Source organism: Vulcanococcus sp. DEBay_Sum22DG08_74, from assembly GCF_017852955.1.
In the GTDB taxonomy this organism is placed as follows: domain Bacteria; phylum Cyanobacteriota; class Cyanobacteriia; order PCC-6307; family Cyanobiaceae; genus Vulcanococcus.
In genome coordinates this window covers 1-15,807 of sequence record NZ_JAFMKL010000013.1, presented here as the reverse complement: position 1 = coordinate 15,807, position 15,807 = coordinate 1, and the positions used below count along the sequence as shown (strand labels likewise).

19 protein-coding genes are annotated in these 15,807 nt (G+C 64.3%); 12 read left to right on the top strand and 7 right to left on the bottom strand.

Annotated features, from left to right (window positions below; all coding sequences use genetic code 11):
• Positions 1 to 14 precede the first annotated feature (14 nt).
• Both gyrA and crtL read left to right on the top strand, forming a co-directional pair.
• On the top strand, positions 15 to 2,645 hold the full coding sequence (gene gyrA, locus QZ184_RS03175; protein WP_296416008.1) for a DNA gyrase subunit A: 2,631 nt from the start codon (positions 15 to 17) through the stop codon (positions 2,643 to 2,645).
• Positions 2,646 to 2,692: 47 nt separating this feature from the next.
• The gene (gene crtL / locus QZ184_RS03170; RefSeq protein WP_296418119.1) at positions 2,693 to 3,940 is read left to right on the top strand and encodes a lycopene beta cyclase; all 1,248 of its coding nucleotides are present in this window, start codon (positions 2,693 to 2,695) and stop codon (positions 3,938 to 3,940) included.
• Here crtL and arsS read toward each other — a convergent pair.
• Together arsS and QZ184_RS03160 are read right to left on the bottom strand one after the other, a co-directional pair.
• On the bottom strand, positions 3,930 to 4,955 hold the full coding sequence (arsS, locus tag QZ184_RS03165) for an arsenosugar biosynthesis radical SAM (seleno)protein ArsS (protein ID WP_296418116.1): 1,026 nt from the start codon (positions 4,953 to 4,955) through the stop codon (positions 3,930 to 3,932). The two genes, crtL and arsS, sit on opposite strands and share 11 nt — an antisense overlap.
• Entirely contained in the window at positions 4,952 to 6,538 is a 1,587-nt protein-coding gene (locus QZ184_RS03160; protein ID WP_296418114.1) for a 1,4-alpha-glucan branching protein domain-containing protein, read from the bottom strand. The genes arsS and QZ184_RS03160 overlap by 4 nt, the downstream gene beginning before the upstream one ends.
• 66 nt (positions 6,539 to 6,604) lie before the next feature.
• Here QZ184_RS03160 and QZ184_RS03155 point away from each other — a divergent pair, with 66 nt between their 5' ends.
• The 3 genes from QZ184_RS03155 (at position 6,605) to QZ184_RS03145 (ending at position 9,673) form a co-directional block, all read left to right on the top strand.
• Positions 6,605 to 7,111: an NYN domain-containing protein gene (locus QZ184_RS03155; protein ID WP_010317913.1), complete on the top strand. Its 507-nt coding sequence runs from the start codon at positions 6,605 to 6,607 to the stop codon at positions 7,109 to 7,111.
• Positions 7,112 to 7,184: 73 nt separating this feature from the next.
• Positions 7,185 to 8,825 (top strand): 2-isopropylmalate synthase, encoded by a 1,641-nt coding sequence (locus tag QZ184_RS03150; protein WP_296418112.1) that lies wholly within the window; start codon positions 7,185 to 7,187, stop codon positions 8,823 to 8,825.
• Positions 8,825 to 9,673, top strand: coding sequence for a carbohydrate ABC transporter permease (locus QZ184_RS03145; RefSeq protein ID WP_010317911.1), 849 nt, complete (start codon positions 8,825 to 8,827; stop codon positions 9,671 to 9,673). Before QZ184_RS03150 ends, QZ184_RS03145 begins: the two co-directional genes overlap by 1 nt.
• Here the strand turns inward: QZ184_RS03145 and QZ184_RS03140 are convergent, their stop codons facing one another.
• Together QZ184_RS03140 and QZ184_RS03135 are read right to left on the bottom strand one after the other, a co-directional pair.
• Positions 9,674 to 10,834, bottom strand: coding sequence for an aminotransferase class I/II-fold pyridoxal phosphate-dependent enzyme (locus QZ184_RS03140; RefSeq protein WP_296418110.1), 1,161 nt, complete (start codon positions 10,832 to 10,834; stop codon positions 9,674 to 9,676). It abuts the gene before it with no gap.
• Positions 10,834 to 11,196, bottom strand: coding sequence for a hypothetical protein (locus QZ184_RS03135; RefSeq protein ID WP_010317909.1), 363 nt, complete (start codon positions 11,194 to 11,196; stop codon positions 10,834 to 10,836). Before QZ184_RS03135 ends, QZ184_RS03140 begins: the two co-directional genes overlap by 1 nt.
• Here QZ184_RS03135 and QZ184_RS03130 point away from each other — a divergent pair.
• A complete protein-coding gene (locus QZ184_RS03130; RefSeq protein WP_363159485.1) occupies positions 11,195 to 11,533 on the top strand; it encodes a Nif11-like leader peptide family RiPP precursor in 339 nt (112 codons plus the stop codon). The two genes, QZ184_RS03135 and QZ184_RS03130, sit on opposite strands and share 2 nt — an antisense overlap.
• Positions 11,534 to 11,545: 12 nt before the next feature.
• Complete coding sequence (locus QZ184_RS03125; protein ID WP_296418108.1) at positions 11,546 to 12,022, top strand: DUF427 domain-containing protein; 477 nt, start codon at positions 11,546 to 11,548, stop codon at positions 12,020 to 12,022.
• On the opposite strand, the gene QZ184_RS03120 is transcribed toward QZ184_RS03125, so the two are convergent.
• The gene (locus tag QZ184_RS03120; protein ID WP_296416017.1) at positions 12,019 to 12,216 is read right to left on the bottom strand and encodes a hypothetical protein; all 198 of its coding nucleotides are present in this window, start codon (positions 12,214 to 12,216) and stop codon (positions 12,019 to 12,021) included. The two genes, QZ184_RS03125 and QZ184_RS03120, sit on opposite strands and share 4 nt — an antisense overlap.
• A 138-nt stretch (positions 12,217 to 12,354) precedes the next feature.
• Between QZ184_RS03120 and QZ184_RS03115 the strand changes: the two genes are divergently transcribed.
• From QZ184_RS03115 to QZ184_RS03100, 4 genes are all read left to right on the top strand, one after another.
• On the top strand, positions 12,355 to 12,720 hold the full coding sequence (locus tag QZ184_RS03115) for an AbrB family transcriptional regulator (protein WP_247479146.1): 366 nt from the start codon (positions 12,355 to 12,357) through the stop codon (positions 12,718 to 12,720).
• A gap of 103 nt (positions 12,721 to 12,823) precedes the next feature.
• Positions 12,824 to 13,102 (top strand): hypothetical protein, encoded by a 279-nt coding sequence (locus QZ184_RS03110; RefSeq protein WP_010317904.1) that lies wholly within the window; start codon positions 12,824 to 12,826, stop codon positions 13,100 to 13,102.
• Positions 13,102 to 13,383: a cell division protein SepF gene (locus QZ184_RS03105; RefSeq protein ID WP_296416019.1), complete on the top strand. Its 282-nt coding sequence runs from the start codon at positions 13,102 to 13,104 to the stop codon at positions 13,381 to 13,383. The genes QZ184_RS03110 and QZ184_RS03105 overlap by 1 nt, the downstream gene beginning before the upstream one ends.
• Before the next feature lie 32 nt (positions 13,384 to 13,415).
• Entirely contained in the window at positions 13,416 to 13,718 is a 303-nt protein-coding gene (locus QZ184_RS03100; protein WP_296416020.1) for a hypothetical protein, read from the top strand.
• Positions 13,719 to 13,721: 3 nt separating this feature from the next.
• On the opposite strand, the gene QZ184_RS03095 is transcribed toward QZ184_RS03100, so the two are convergent.
• The gene (locus QZ184_RS03095) at positions 13,722 to 14,093 is read right to left on the bottom strand and encodes a hypothetical protein (protein WP_010317901.1); all 372 of its coding nucleotides are present in this window, start codon (positions 14,091 to 14,093) and stop codon (positions 13,722 to 13,724) included.
• Positions 14,094 to 14,137: 44 nt separating this feature from the next.
• On the opposite strand from QZ184_RS03095, the gene QZ184_RS03090 reads away from it, so the two are divergent.
• A complete protein-coding gene (locus QZ184_RS03090; protein ID WP_363159478.1) occupies positions 14,138 to 14,770 on the top strand; it encodes an RluA family pseudouridine synthase in 633 nt (210 codons plus the stop codon).
• Here the strand turns inward: QZ184_RS03090 and QZ184_RS03085 are convergent.
• Positions 14,767 to 15,807, bottom strand: a 1,041-nt coding sequence (locus QZ184_RS03085; RefSeq protein ID WP_296418106.1) for a cell death suppressor protein Lls1, incomplete at its 5' end; no start/stop codon positions are given. The genes QZ184_RS03090 and QZ184_RS03085 overlap by 4 nt on opposite strands.

The following is a 15,807-nucleotide window of genomic DNA, read 5'->3' as shown; positions in this document are numbered from 1 at the left end:
CAAAGCTGTCCCGAATGGCGGATCCAACCGAACCCCGTGAGATGCCCGCGGGGGACGGAGAAGGACCAGGCGGATCCGACGGCCGAATTATTCAGGCTGACCTTCGCAACGAGATGTCGCGCTCCTATTTGGAGTACGCGATGAGCGTCATCGTGGGACGGGCCCTGCCCGATGCCCGCGACGGTCTCAAACCTGTGCATCGCCGCATCCTCTATGCGATGTACGAGCTCGGCCTGACGAGCGATCGGCCCTACAGAAAGTGCGCCCGTGTTGTGGGTGAGGTGCTGGGTAAGTACCACCCCCACGGCGATACGGCCGTCTATGACGCGCTGGTGCGCATGGCGCAGGACTTCTCCATGCGCATGCCGCTGATCGATGGTCACGGCAACTTCGGTTCGGTGGATAACGATCCGCCGGCCGCCATGCGATACACCGAATCGCGGCTCCGGGCTCTCACCACCGACAGCCTTCTCGAGGACATCGAGAGCGAAACCGTCGATTTCATCGACAACTTTGACGGTTCGCAGCAAGAGCCAACGGTGATGCCTGCGCGCATCCCCCAGCTCTTGCTGAACGGATCGACAGGAATTGCGGTGGGCATGGCCACCAACATTCCTCCCCACAACCTCACCGAGCTGATTGATGGCCTGCTGGCCCTCATCGCCAACCCTGAACTCACCGATCGCGAGTTAACGGGTTACGTCTCGGGACCCGACTTCCCCACCGGTGGACAAATCCTTGGCCGCCGCGGCATCCGTGAGATGTACGAAACGGGCCGGGGCTCCGTCACGATGCGCGGTGTCGCTGCGATTGAGACGGTTGAGGCCAAGGGGCGCCCCGATCGCGATGCGGTGATCATCACCGAGCTGCCTTACCAAACCAACAAAGCGGCGCTGATTGAGCGCATTGCTGAGTTGGTCAATGACAAAAAGCTCGAAGGCATCGCGGATATCCGCGATGAATCCGACCGCGACGGGATGCGGATCGTCATTGAGCTGCGTCGGGATGCCTACCCCCAGGTGGTGCTGAACAACCTGTTCAAGCTCACGCCGCTGCAGAGCAACTTCAGTGCCTACATGTTGGCGCTGGTCAATGGCGAGCCCGTGCTGCTCACCCTGCGCAAGATGTTGCAGGTCTTCCTCGACTTCCGGGTCGAGACGATTGAGCGCCGGACGCGATACCTGCTGCGCAAGGCCGAAGAGCGCGACCACATTCTGCTGGGCCTGCTGATTGCGCTCGACAATCTCGACGCCATCATTGCCCTGATTCGCGGTGCTGCAGATACCGCCAGCGCCCGATTGGAGCTGGTTGAGCAATTTGGACTGAGTGAAGTTCAGGCGGACGCGATCCTGCAGATGCAGCTTCGCCGCCTCACCGCCCTTGAGGCCGACAAGATTCGCCTCGAGCACGAGGATCTGCTCGCCAAGATCACGGACTACAAGGACATCCTGGCCCGCAAGGAGCGGGTCTATGGCCTGATCACCGACGAGCTGGGCGTCATCCGCTCCCGCTACGACTCCCCGCGCCGCACCGAGATTCTCGATGTCGAAGGCGGTCTCGAAGACATCGACCTGATCGCCAACGAGCGCTCTGTCGTGCTGCTGACCGAGAACGGCTACCTCAAGCGGATGCCGGTCAGTGAGTTTGAGGCCACCAGCCGCGGCACCCGCGGTAAGGCCGGCACCAAAACCCAAGGGGAAGAGGCGGTCCGTCTCTTCATCAGCTGCAACGACCACGACTCGCTGCTGCTGTTCTCCGACCGTGGCGTCGTCTACACCGTGCCCGCCTACCGGGTGCCGATGTGCAGTCGTGCGGCCAAGGGCACGCCCATCGTCCAGCTGTTGCCGATCCCGCGGGAGGAGCAGATCACCTCACTGCTGGCGGTGAGTGAGTTCACTGAGGACGCCGTTCTGGTGATGCTCACCAGCGGTGGCTACGTCAAGCGCACCCGTCTCTCGGCCTTCGCCAACATCCGCTCCAATGGCTTGATTGCCATCTCCTTGGAAGAGGGCGACGCCCTGACCTGGGTCCGTCTTGCCCAGCCGGGCGACAGCGTCCTGATCGGCTCGCGCAATGGCATGACCATCCACTTCCGCCTCAGCGATGAGGAGCTGAGGCCTTTGGGCCGTACCGCCCGGGGCGTGCGGGCGATGAACCTGCGGCCTGGGGACCAGCTGGTGAGCATGGACGTGCTCCCGGTGGAACTCGCGGACCGTGTCGAGGGCAGCAGTGCTGCGAGCGACGAGGACGATGCAGAGGAGGTGGCGCCCAGCGAGGGGCCATGGGTTTTGGTGGCCTCGGCCAGCGGCCTGGGTAAGCGGGTCCCTGTGGATCAGTTCCGCCTCCAGAAGCGCGCCGGCATGGGCCTGCGGGCGATGAAGTTCCGCCGGGACGGCGATGTGCTCGTGGGCCTGCGGGTGCTTGGTGCTGGTGAGGAGTTGCTGCTGGTCAGCGAGCGCGGTGTGATCGTGCGCATGCAAGCCGACGCGGTGCCCCAGCAGTCCCGTGCCGCCACGGGCGTGAAGCTGCAACGCCTCGATAGTGGGGATCGCCTCTCCGAAGTGGTGCTGGTTCCGCCAGCCCTGGAGGAGGACGAGGAGTCGGGCGAGGACGCCAGCAGCGAGGCCGTTAGCGCGGATGTCTGATCACCGGGGCGATCGTTCGATCGCCCACCGGGTGAATGGCCTGATTCATGGGTGTTGACGTCCTCGTCATCGGCGCTGGCCCTGCGGCCCTCTGCATCGCCGCCGCGCTGGTGGAGCGGGGCGTCAAGGTGGCGGGTGTGGCTCCTACCTCCCCCGAGGCGCCATGGCAGAACACCTATGGCATCTGGGGACCGGAGGTGGATGCCCTGGGCATGGCCCATCTGTTGGGACACCGCTGGAGCCACACCACGAGTTACTTCGGTGCAGCGCTCGGGACCGAGGCCTTTGCCCATGGCATCGACTACGGCCTCTTCGACAAAGCTGCGCTGCAGCGCCACTGGCTGACCCCCTGCCAAGCCGCTGGTGTGCCCTGGACCTGCGCTGCAGTCACCGGGATTGAGCACCACAGCCAGGGTTCGGTGGTGATGACGGATCAAGGGGAGCGCCTCGAAGCGCGCCTGGTGATTGATTGCAGCGGTCATCACAGCCCGTTCCTCAAGCGCCCGGATGAAGGTCCGGTGGCGGGGCAGGCGGCCTACGGAATTGTGGGGCGCTTCTCCAAGCCCCCGGTGGAGCCCGGCCAATTTGTCCTGATGGATTACCGCTGCGATCACCTCAGTGAGGCGGAGCGCCGCTGCGGAGCTCCAACGTTTTTGTATGCGATGGACTTCGGCGAGGGGCGCTTTTTCGTGGAGGAAACCTCCTTGGCCCTGGCCCCGGCTGTTCCCTACGCGGTTTTGAAGGAGCGTCTGCTGAAGCGGTTGGCCCATCGCGGTGTTGAGCTGCTCGCCATGGAGGAGGAGGAGTTCTGCCTCTTCCCGATGAACATGCCCCTGCCGGATTTGGAGCAGCAGTTGCTGGCCTTCGGGGGCGCCGCCACCTTGGTCCATCCCGCCTCTGGCTACATGGTGGGCTCCTTGCTGCGGCGGGCACCGCTGCTGGCAGAGGCCATCGCCGTTGGCCTTGCCGATGGCAACCGTTCTGCGCCGTCCCTCGCGCGTGAGGCCTGGCAGGCGCTGTGGCCGCTCGAGTTGCAGCGCAAGCACGCCCTCTATCGCTTTGGCCTGGAGAAGCTGATGCGTTACCCCGAAGACCAGCTCCGGCAGTTTTTTGCCACGTTCTTCGCCCTGCCCAAAGAGCAGTGGTACGGCTTCTTGACCAATACCCTCACCCTTCCCGCCCTGATTGGCGCAATGCTGCGGCTGTTCGCCGTCGCCCCCTGGACTGTCCGTTGGGGCTTGATGCAGCAGCAGGGGCGTGAGTTGCCCTTGATGCTGCGTCTGCTTAAGCCGTAGCGCCTGCGCAGGAGCTCCCTTGGCCTGCGGTGCAGCCAAAACAGTGGTTGCCCCAACGGATCGGCTGCGCCTTCCACTGCTCGAGATCGATGGAGCGAATGTCGGCTCCTCCGCTCAGCGGTAGGTCCAGCATCTGGTTGAAGTCGCAGTCGTAGATCGAGCCATCGGCGGCCACCGAAAGCGTGTCGCGGCACATCAGACCGGCGAGGGCACCGGGATTGAAGGCGCCCTGCAGCAGCTTCAAATAACAGTTGACGTGACCATCGGCCTGCAGTTGCTGCAGGAAGCGGGCGATCGGCATGTTGTTCAGGCCGATCAGACGATCGAATTGGACTCCGGCTTTCTCCTGTAACTCCCGTTTCCAGCGCAGCTCGTCGCAGGCGGTGAGCTGTTGCAGTTGGGTGCCGCAGGGATTGCTCATTAAGGTCAACTGACGCTCGCTTTGCCCCTGGCCGTAGCCGTTGGCATTGAGACGTCTCAGGGCTTCAATCGAGGCCTCCCAGGTGCCATCGCCCCGTTGAGAATCGGTGCTGGTCTCCTCCGGCTGGGGCAGGCTGGCCACGATCTCCACCTGGTGCTCCGCCAGGAAACCCACCAGATCCGAGAGGGCTGGCAGGAGCAGCACCGTGAGATTGCAGCGGTCGATCACGTGGCAGCCCCGTTGGCGGGCCGCATGAACCAAATCGCGAAAGCGCGGGTGCAGTTCCGGTGCTCCACCGGTGAGGTCCAGTACCGCAGGGCGGAGTCGCTCGATGGCGGCGATGCAGGCGTCGACCACCGCATCGCCCATCTGGGTGTGGCCTTGATGGGGGCCAGCATCCACATGGCAGTGGGAGCACTGCATGTTGCAGAGCTTGCCGAGATTCAGCTGCAGCACCCGCAGCCGGTCGTGCTCCGGCTCGGCGGCGGCCTGGGCCGCCAAGCTCCGCTCAAAGGCCAGCTCGGCGGGCAGTGCCGCCGTGAGCAGCTCACGCTGGGCCTGGGGCTCCAGCAGGGAAGGACGGGGATCGCTCATGGGGCCGGCAGCCTGGCCCAGTCGGCGGCGTTGATCAGGGGAAAGAGGCCGTCTTCCCGTTGCACGGCTTCAAGCCACCCCTCCGGTGGAGGGGTGTTGGTGTTGATCGCTTCGATCAGGCACCAGAAGCGTTTGAGATGGCGTTCAATCCGCTCCTTGGCCAGTTCGGTGGTGGTGCCGGCCCGCAGGATGAAGCTCCAATCTGAGCTTTGGGCCAGCAACAATTCGCGGCCCGCTTGCTGCAGCCAGTCCCTGGCCTGCTCGCTGCCGACTCCGCGGCTGACCCGATCCACCATCGCCCGCGAGGCCCGGTTCCACTCGGGGATCACCCAGGCATTGCTCTCGTTGAGCCAATAGGTGTGGTAGCCCCCCTGCCCCCAGCTGGAGGGGGACGGTTGGCAGAGCTGAAGCGCATCGCCTCGGCTCAGGGTCTCCCGCAGGGTGGCCAGACCCACCCCCTGACGCGGCGCCTGCTGGAACAGCTCCGCCAGGAACTGGGGACCTTCAAACCACCAATGGCCAAAGAGCTCCGCATCAAAGGGGGCGACCAGGAGCGGTCGACGTTCCATCGAGCCGCTGAGGTCCTGCAGTTGCTGCGCTCGGCCCGCCAGGAAGTGTTGGGCATCGCGCCGCACGGTGGCGGCGGCCTGCGCCGGGTCGTAGGCCTGCTTGGCCTCCAGGCTGCACTGCCTGCCGGTGACGCGATGGAGCTTGAGCCCAAGGGGGCGCGGGCTGGTGATGCCGCGTTGCTGGAGCTCTTGCTCGGGGAGATCCCAGCCCAGATCGCGGTGGAATTCGCGGTAGCTGGGATCGCCGGGGTAGCCCTCCCGGGCACTCCAGACGGGCAGGGTCGATTCGCTATCCCGGCCGAAAAAGGCCATCCCGCCGGGACTGCAGATCGGTGCATAGACCCCATAGCGGGGCCGGGGCTGTCCATGCAGCAGGCCGTGGGCATCGAGGATCGCGTAGCGCAGCCCGCAGCTGACCAGCAGCCGATCAAGCCCCTCGTAGTAGGCGCATTCCGGAAGCCAGATCCCCAGGGGCCGGACCCCCAGCAGGCGTTCGTGCTCCCGCACGGCCGTCAGCAGCTGCGCCCGCACGGCTTCGGGGCAATCCCGCAGCAGTGGCAGATAGCCGTGGGTGGCACCGCAGGTCAGCAGGTCGAGGACCCCTTGCTGTTGCAGCGCCTGAAAGCGCGGCAGCACATCACCCTTCGCCTGCTTCCAGGCCTGCTTGGCCCGCTGGAGTTGCAGCCCGAGGCCGGCCGCGGCTGCCGCATGGTCCTGGGGTGCCTGGCGCAAGAGCTCTTGGCGGACCTCCAGCCAGGGGATAAAGCGCTGACTGAGGACCTTGTTGCTCAGTAGGGAGAGCAGCGTGGGCGAGAGCCCCATGGTCAGCCGCGGTCGCTGGCTGGGGTCAGCGGCGGCGGCCTCGAGGGTGTCCAGCAGAGGCAGGTAGCACTCCAGAAGGGCCTGGAAATACCAGTCCTCCTCCAGGGATCCCGGTGCGCTGGAGTGCACGTACGGCAGGTGCGCGTGGAGAACAAGCGCTAGATCGCCAGCGTCAGCGGGTCCTGCGGCCAACGCCCCTGCTCAGAGTGAGGCGACTTTAGGTGCAACTTCTAGGCTCGACGGAGTGAAGGGGTGCGGATGCAGCTGGCTCTGGCGGTCGATGGCCACAGCATGTTTTACGTGCAGCAAAAACTCGGCTGGTTTTTCGATCCCCGTCGGCTGCTGGAGTACGCCACGGCGCAATCCGGCGTCGAGCTCGGCTCAGCGTTTTGGTACACGGGCCTGAAGGACGCGACCGATCAGCGTCCCTTCCGTGATGCCCTCACCAGCCTGGGCTTCACGGTTCGTACCAAGCCCCTGAGGGAAGTGGGGCATGACTCCGATCAACGGCAGTTCGCCCGCGCCAATTTGGACGTGGAGATCGCCATTGATCTGATGGCCGTGGCCCATCGCATCGATGAGGTCTGGGTGATGAGCGGGAGCCGTGATCTGGAGCGTCTGCTGGAGGTTCTGCGGATCCGGGGGCTGAAGGTGGTCTTGATGAGCACCGAAGGCATGGTTCCGCGGGAACTGCGCAATGCGGCGGATCGGTTTGTGGATCTCTCCAGCCTGAAGCCGCAGCTCGAGAAGACCGACGGTCACTGAAGCGGCTGAGCCGCATCCAGGCCCACCCGACTAGAGTGGACCTAACTCATAACCATTCCGACTTGTAGCCGCCATGGCCCGCGATCCCGGCCGGGTATTGATCTTCGACACCACCCTGCGTGATGGTGAGCAGTCCCCTGGGGCCAGCCTCAACCTGGAGGAGAAGCTGGCGATCGCTCAGCAGCTCTCCCGGCTTGGCGTCGACATCATCGAGGCGGGCTTCCCTTTCGCCAGCCCTGGTGACTTCAATGCGGTGCAACGCATCGCCCAGACGGTCGGTACCGCCGAGGGTCCGGTGATCTGTGGCTTGGCGCGGGCAGCCAAGGGCGACATCAAGGCCTGCGCGGATGCAGTCGCTCCGGCGGCCCATCGCCGCATCCATACCTTTATTGCCACCAGCGACATCCACCTGGAGCACAAGCTCCGCAAAAGTCGCGCGGAGGTCCTGAGCATCGCCGGCGAGATGGTGGCCTACGCCCGCTCCCTGGTGGATGACGTCGAGTTCTCCTGCGAGGACGCGGGCCGCTCCGATCCGGAGTTCATGTATCAGGTGATCGAAGCTGCGATTGCCGCTGGAGCCACGACGATCAACATCCCCGACACCGTTGGCTACACGACGCCTTCGGAGTTCGGTGCGCTGATCGATGGGATCAACCGCCATGTGCCCAACATCGATCAAGCGGTGATCTCGGTGCACGGCCACAACGACCTCGGTTTGGCCGTGGCCAACTTCCTCGAGGCCGTGAAAAACGGTGCCCGCCAGCTGGAGTGCACGATCAACGGCATTGGTGAGCGGGCCGGCAACGCCTCCCTGGAGGAGTTGGTGATGGCGATGCATGTGCGCCGCAGCTACTTCAACCCTTTCCTGGGCCGCGACGTCAGCAGCAGCGAACCCCTCACCGGCATCCGCACCGAGGAGATCTACAAGACCTCCCGTTTGGTGAGCAACCTCACCGGCATGGCGGTACAGCCCAACAAGGCCATCGTCGGTGCCAATGCCTTCGCACACGAAAGCGGTATCCACCAGGACGGCGTTCTGAAGAACCGCCTGACCTACGAAATCATCGACGCACGCACCATCGGTCTGGCCGATAACCGCATCTCCTTGGGCAAGCTCAGCGGCCGCAGTGCGTTCCGCGCCCGCCTAGAGGAGCTCGGCTACAACCTCGAGCGCGAGGACCTCGACGATGCCTTTGCCCGCTTCAAGGAGTTGGCCGACCGCAAGCGGGAGATCTCCGACCGCGATCTCGAGGCCATCGTCAGCGAACAGGTGCAGCAGCAGGATCAGGCGACCTACAGCCTGAAGTTGGTGCAGGTCAGCACGGGCACCAGCCTGCAACCGACGGCCACGGTCACCCTGCTGAATAGCGAGGGTGAAGAGCTGACCGAAGCCGCCATTGGCACCGGCCCGGTGGATGCCGTCTGCCAGGCCCTCAACCAGCTGGCCCAGGTGCCCAATGAGCTTGTGGAGTTCTCGGTGAAGTCGGTCACCGAAGGCATTGACGCCATGGGTGAAGTCACGATTCGCCTGCGGGCGGATGGGGTGCTCTACTCGGGCCATGCCGCCGACACCGACATCGTCGTGGCCTCTGCCCAGGCCTTTGTGAATGCCCTCAATCGCTTGGTGGCGGGCAGTCAACACTCACCCCTGCACCCCCAGAAAGCACCCTTGCCGGTGGGTGAGATGGCCCCTGCCGATCGCCCTCGCCTCTGATGGCTGAGCCCATCAGCGGCCGCCGGCGGTCTGTGTTGCTCCGCGGCCTGCAGTTGATTGCGCTGCTGCTGATTGCGGTGGCGATGCTCGTGCCCCTGCTCTGGCTGGTCAGCACGTCCTTAAAGGGGCCGGCCGAAGACATCTTCACCAGCCCCCCGGCGCTCTTCCCGAGCCAACCGAGCCTGGAGGCCTACCTGCGCTTGTTCGAGGACAACCCCATGTGGGGCTACATCCTCAACAGCACCATCGTCAGCGGCTGCGCGGTGTTCGCCAACCTGCTGTTCTGCTCCCTAGCCGCCTACCCCTTGGCGCGGATGCGCTTTGCCGGGCGAGGCCTGGTGTTGGCTTTGGTGGTGGCGACGATCCTGATTCCTTTTCAGGTGGTGATGATCCCGCTCTACCTGCTGATGGTGCAGCTGGGCCTACGCAACACCCTCTGGGCCCTGATCATTCCCCAGGCGGCAACGGCCTTTGGCATTTTTCTGTTGCGGCAAAGCTTCGCTGGCGTGCCAGTGGAACTGGAGGAGGCGGCTCGGATTGATGGCTGCAGTCGCCTGGGTGAGTGGTGGAACGTGATGATCCCTGCGGCCAAGGCGGATTTGATCACCCTGGCGATGTTTGTCTTTATCGGCACCTGGAGTGATTTCCTCTGGCCGCTGGTGATCCTGGATGACCGGAACCTCTACACCCTGCCCCTGGGGCTGCAACAACTGGCCAGCAGTTTTTCCCTCGATTGGCGCCTGGTGGCCGCCGGTGCGGTCGTCTCGATCGTGCCGGTGCTGGTGTTGTTCATTGGGCTCCAGCGCTTCATCCTCCCCAGCGCCACCGGCGATGCGGTGAAGGGCTGATTAGCTCAAGGCCAAGAGCCCGCGCTCGAGTCGCCGTAGGGCTTCGTCGAGGTCGTCTCCGCTGAGCATCCCGTAACTCAGCCGCAGGCAGGCACCCTTCAGCCCAAAGCTGCTGCCGCTGGCTAGGGCCACTTGATGGTCAACGATGAGGCGCTTCATCACCTGGTCTGCGCTGAGGCTGCTGTCCAGTTCAAGCAGGGCGTAAAAGGCGCCTTCCGGTTGGTTCAACAGACGCCAGGGGCGCTTGGGGGTCGCTGGCCCAAGGGCAGCGAGGACCTGCTCCCGCCGCTCCGCCAAGGTCTGGATCTGCTCGCGGCACCACTGGGGTCCCACGGCTAAGGCGGCCCGGGCGGCCCATTGGTTCAGCTTGGGCGGCCCGATCAAGGAGGTGTCCTGCACCTTGGTCAGGGCTGACATCAGCTCCGGCGGCACCACGGCCCAGCCGATGCGGTAGCCCGCCATGCCATGGCTTTTGGAGAGGGATCCCAGGGTGATGGTGTGCCCGCCGCTGCCGGCTGCGGCACCGGGGCTCCAGGGGCGCTCCGCTCCGTAATGGAACAGGGCGTAGGCCTCATCGCTGATGTGGATCAGGCCGCGGCGGGCGCAGAGCTGATTGATAGCCGCAAGAACCGGCCGCGGAACGATCGCGCCGCTGGGGTTGTTGGGTGAGACGGTCACGATCGCCCGAGTTCGCTCCGTGATGGCCTCCTCCAGCAGAGCGGGATCAGGGATGACCCCCGCCTCAACCGCTCGGGGATGTCCTCCGGCGATGCGGACTGCCATCTCGTGGTTGAAGTAGTAGGGGACGGGGAGGATGACCTCATCCCCTGGATCGCACAGCGCCTGCACCACCGCCTGAAAGGCCATGTTGCTGCCGGCTGTGATCAGGATCTCGCTGGCGCTGCAGTCGATCTGGTGTTGCTGCTCAAGCCAGTGCCGTAGCTCGGCGCGAAGCTCTGGATCCCCGGCCACCGGTCCATAGCGATGCAGGTCGGGATCGTTGCGCAGTGCCGCCGCCATGGCCTGGAGCACCTCCTCCGGTGGCGCCCAGGGGGCCACGCCTTGTCCGAGGGAGAGGGTTCCTGGGGTGGCCGCGATCAACTGGGCCATCACGGGGATGACCGGTGTCTGGATCTGATCGAAGCGTTGAGCGCCCGCCATTAAGGCAGCTGCGGAAGCGCAGGCAGGGGGCGCGAAGGCCCGCCTGACTCATAGGGGAAGAGTGAGGAGCGGGACCGCTGCAGATCCCGCAGGGTCTGGACTTGGCTGCTGAGGCTCTGGACTTTTTGCTCGATGCCCTCCAGGGCCTGCAGCCGCTCCACCGTCGAGCGCAGTTGCTCTTCCAGGGCGTTGGTGCGCTCCAGGTCGTTGGCGTTTTCGATCGTCTGCACCTTGTCCTGCAGTTGCTGCAGCCGTTGACCCTGTTCACGGGTCTGTTGCAGCACCACGACAAACAGCACGGCCAGCAGCCCCGTGAGCCCCGCACCGAGCAGGCGCATCCATTGGGGGAGGGGGGTGGACATGCCGATGCACGCGTCTGGGGCAAGTTTGATGCGCGATCGGTCCTTTGACGAGGGCTGGGTTCCGTTAGACCGGTGCTTTCGAAAAAGGGTCGTGTCGCTGCAGCAGTTGGATGCCTTTCTTGCGTACGCCCGCTCGCAGCCGCAGATGGCTGAACGGCTGAAGACACCGATGGATCTGACGGAACTTCTGGGCTGGGCTGCGGAGTGTCAGTTCCAGGTCGAGGAGGCCGACGTGATTGCGGCCATGGTGCGCGAGGACGAGCAGCTCAGCGATGCCGAGCTCCAGCACCGCGCCGGAGAAGAGGCTCGGAAATTGCGCAACTTCATTCCTGGTTGAGGCTGAAGCTTGATGGCACCCACTCCAGAACGGGTTTGTGATTACCCCAGGCCTCCTGCCCTGCAGGCTTCCGCACAGCACATTCAGGTGCGGGCCCTCGGAGCACTGTTGGCGGAGACCCAGAAGAGTTTTCGCGTCTTGGAAACTTTCCATCCGCCCACTTACTACCTGCCGGCGGAGGCGTTTACCGCCGGTGCCTTGGTGCCCGCTGGCGGACGCAGCTTTTGTGAGTGGAAGGGGGTCGCGAGCTACTTCGACATCGTCTTGGGCGATCGCTGCTTGCCCAAGGCGGCCTGGACCTATGTCCAACCCACAGCCCCGTTTGCGCCGATCGCAGGGTGGATCGCGCTCTATCCCGCGCTGATGGATGGCTGTTGGATTGATCAGGAGCTGGTGATTCCCCAGCCGGGTGGCTTCTACGGCGGTTGGATCACCTCAGCCGTTGAGGGTCCGTTTAAGGGGGACCCCCGTCATCCGGAATTGATCTAGGCCGAGCGGGCGTGGTCGCCGAGCATGCGGCAGCCGATTTGAATCACGCCCTCATCGAGCAGGCGCCCCAGCTTGAGGGCCATCGCCTCTTCTTGCCGGTCGAACTGGCTTTGCTTTGCCGTGATCCAGGCGATTTCTTCAGCTGTGATGACGCCGGTCGAGACACTCTCGAGGAAAACTTCGCCTACGAACATGGTGAACGCCTGTGTCTGGTTTGACGCTAGGGATGTCGTTTGATGTTGCTTGAGTGTGCAATGTCTCTTCATGCACACCATCCCCCTTGGTGAGTGTGGCTTGGCCCGCTATCTTTCCCGCAACCGAATTTCTATTCAATGCTGACCGGATCTGATCTTCTCGCCAAGGTCAAAGAGTTGGGTGATGTCAGCAAGTCTGATCTTGTTCGCTCCTGCGGGTATGTCAGCAACAAAAAAGATGGTTCAGAGCGTCTGAACTTCACTGCCTTCTATGAGGCTCTGCTGGAGGCCAAAGGTCTCAGCATTGGCGGCGGCGGTGGTGGCACCGGCAAGGGCGGCCGCAAGCTCAGCTATGTGGCCACGGTTCAGGGCAACGGCAACCTGCTGGTGGGTAAGGCCTACACCGCGCTGCTGGGTCTGGAGCCCGGCGATGAGTTTGAGATCAAACTCGGCCGTAAGCAGATCAAGCTGATCCCCGCCGGCGCTGAGGCGGAAGAGGACTGATCCCTTTCTTCAGGGCTTCGATTCCTGGCTGGACCGCATCTGTGGTCCAGCTTTTTTTGTGCTTGGTTCTTCGTAGGCTCAGGGCAACCGAGCGCAACGGGCCGTGACCTTTTTTGAGTTGCTCTGGAAGGGGGAAAACTGCGGTGACGCGGGTGATCTGGAGGAGGCCTTGGTCCATTTCCAGGAGCTCAGACCGAAGCATCTGAGCTGGCAGGAGGTCTGCAGTGACCCTGAGATCGAGCCCACAATCTGTCGCTTCCGCTCCTTTGAGGCTTTCCTGGACAACGAGGATGCCCTGGAGACGATTCATCCGACGGCCGAAATGCTCGATCGTTTCCGCCCCCAGGAGGAGCCTGAATCCTCTGAAGAGCCGAGCGGCTGATGGATCCGTTTCTTCCGCCATCGGAGCAGGACGCTCCCGGCTGGGGGCCGGAGGTGATCGTGATCCATCCGCCCAGCTTTGATGCGGTTCAAGAGGCGATTACGGCCCTGCGTGATCAGGCCACGGTTGTGGTGAACTTCAGCGCCTTGGCCGAAGACCAGCTGCAGCGGGCCGTCGATTTTCTGGCGGGTGCAGCGGTGGCCTTGGATGCCCAACAGGTGCGTCTGGGGGAGCGGGTGTTTCTCTATGCCCCGCACTACGTCCAACTGAACCGGGCTTGACCGCGGTCCAGCCGGCGGCAGACAGTGAATCGATGCAGGTGTTTGACGTCGATCTCTCTGGCTTTGAGCCGGTGAACCATCTTTGGCCTCAGCTGGTGGAGCGGCTGGGAGCCGACACCTCGGCCCGTGCCGTCCGTCAGGCCTTGGATCTCTTGGGCATGCGGGGTGGGCCTGGGTTGATGCCCGCGCTGCTGGTGGAGACCTGTGGTGTGGCCTTGGTGGATCGCCAACAACTACGCCGGGTGACGGGACTGCCTGTGGCGGTCGATGGCGATCAGTTGGTCTTGATCAGCCGGCGCGCCAGCGAGCTGCAGCTGCTCCAGTGGAGCGCTTGAGCCTCAGTAGCTGCAGGTGGGTTTGAGCCCGGGCACGCTGAATTCCATGAACCAGAGGTATTCGCGGCTCCGCCAGCCGAGATCAAACGGTTCGGTGCTTTGCCATTCCTCTGGCGTCAGGCCGTAGGCGGCCTCAAGGAATGGGGGCACGAGTGCTTCAACCGCCTCCTGGCCCTCTTCCCCCTCGTCGAACAGGCGATCGGTGTAGATCACGGCGAAGATCTCGTGCTCTTCATCGCAGATCACGACTTCAAAGCCGCTGCCGCCGTAGCTGGGGAGGGTGTTCAGCTCGAAGTACTCATCGCGCTCGAGGGGATCCTCGGGGGCCTGCTCGAGCAGGGCGGAGAGCGCCCGTTTGAACTGATCGAGTGCCATGGCCCGGCTACTACTAGGGCCAGTGTGGCCAGGGTCGAGCGTTCTTGCCTGCGTTGTTTGATCCGCTTTGGTTGGTCTACGAGGATCCGGCCTTGCTGGTGCTCGAGAAACCCAGCGGCCTGTTGTCCCAACCCGGCCTAGGCCCCGAGCTGTCGGATTCCTTGATCACGGCCGTCCAGTCCGAGTGGCCCGAAGCCCATTTGGTGCATCGCCTCGACCGGGACACCTCCGGTTTGATCGTCGTCGCCCGTTCAGCGCTGGTCCACCGCGCCTTGAGCCAGGCCTTTGCCGAGCGGCGGGTTGAGAAGCGCTACGTCGCCGATGTCTCCGGCGTGCCCGATGGCGAGGAGGGCTGGATTGATCATCCGATCGCCAAGCGACAACACAGGCCTCCGCTCTATGGCGTCGACCCCGCCGGTAAACCCTGCCGAACCCACTGGCGCCTGTCGTCTCAGCACTCCAGCTGCAGTCGCTTGGCGTTGCAGCCCCTGACGGGACGCTCCCATCAGCTGCGTGTGCATCTGCAGGCGCTGGGGCATCCGATCTTGGGTGATCCCCTCTACGGCGAGCGTTCTGCGGCGCGCTTGCACTTGCATGCCTGCGGCCTGGAGTTCAGTCATCCAAGCGATGGCCGCTGGATGCACTTCGACTCTCCCGTTCCGTTTGTTTTGCCCTAGTGGTTGCGGGGGGGCAGCCCGCTGCCAAAGCGCAGCAGCTGGCGCCAGCGCCGAATGCGCCAGGCCGCTAAGGCCAGGGCAACGCCGAAGGCGAGGGCGATGCCGCCTGCCCAGCCCGGACCACTCCAGGCCGCGCCCAGTCCTGCAAGGGCCACCAGAATCCAGCAGAGCGGCTGCAGGCGCTTCAGCCGCCGATCGGCGCCGGCGCAGCTGCGGCAATGGCGGGTGTGGGCCTCAAACCGCTCCATCAAGGCCTGGCGGTTTTGCCGCTGCGGTAGCGGTTGGCCTGGGAATGGCTCGCCGCCGTAGCGATTGACCCAGTCGTGCAGTGCTCTGACGTAGAGATCCGCCTGGGTGGGGAGGTGGTACTGGCGCAGGGCGTCATGGCGGCCGCCCCGCTGTTCGATGACCCGCTCCTGCCAGTGCAGGAAGAGCTGGTCGTCTTCCAGCACCGTGTGGTTGCCGATGTGCTGGAGCCATTGGGGGCGCAGCCGCAGCAGGCGTCCCGGCCAGGGGGAGCTGAATTGAAAGGGAAAGCGGGCGATCAATCGGCATTCCCCAGGACGGGTGGGGACGGCATAGACGACCGTGAGGATGCGGGCGAACCCTTTGGCGGTGAGGTCGTGCCACATCAGCCCCGGGGCCAGGAATCGGGTGTGTTGACTCCCGAGCTTTCCGCGTCTGGGGCCCTCCTCCCACAGTCCCGTAAAGCCGTCGCGATCGAACCCCGTTAGGGCCAGTGCGACGGGGGCCGCGTTCTCTCGGCGGCCAACGGTGGCGTGGTGGGTGAAGGGAACGTGGCTGGCGTCGAGCACGTTCTCCAGCAGGGTCAGGGCATCCATCGGCAGATCCCGGAAGGTGTCCTGCACCACCCAGCCGGCCTCATCGAGAACCGGGACCAGGGGTAGGGGCTGCTCCCTTGCCTGCTCGCTTGGCCCGCTGAAGACGAACAACAACCCCTGGGCGCAGGCCGTGGCGTAGCTGCGGCAGTGGCTGCGGCCACTGATGCTGCTGCCCGGTTCCGCCTGGGGCTGCAG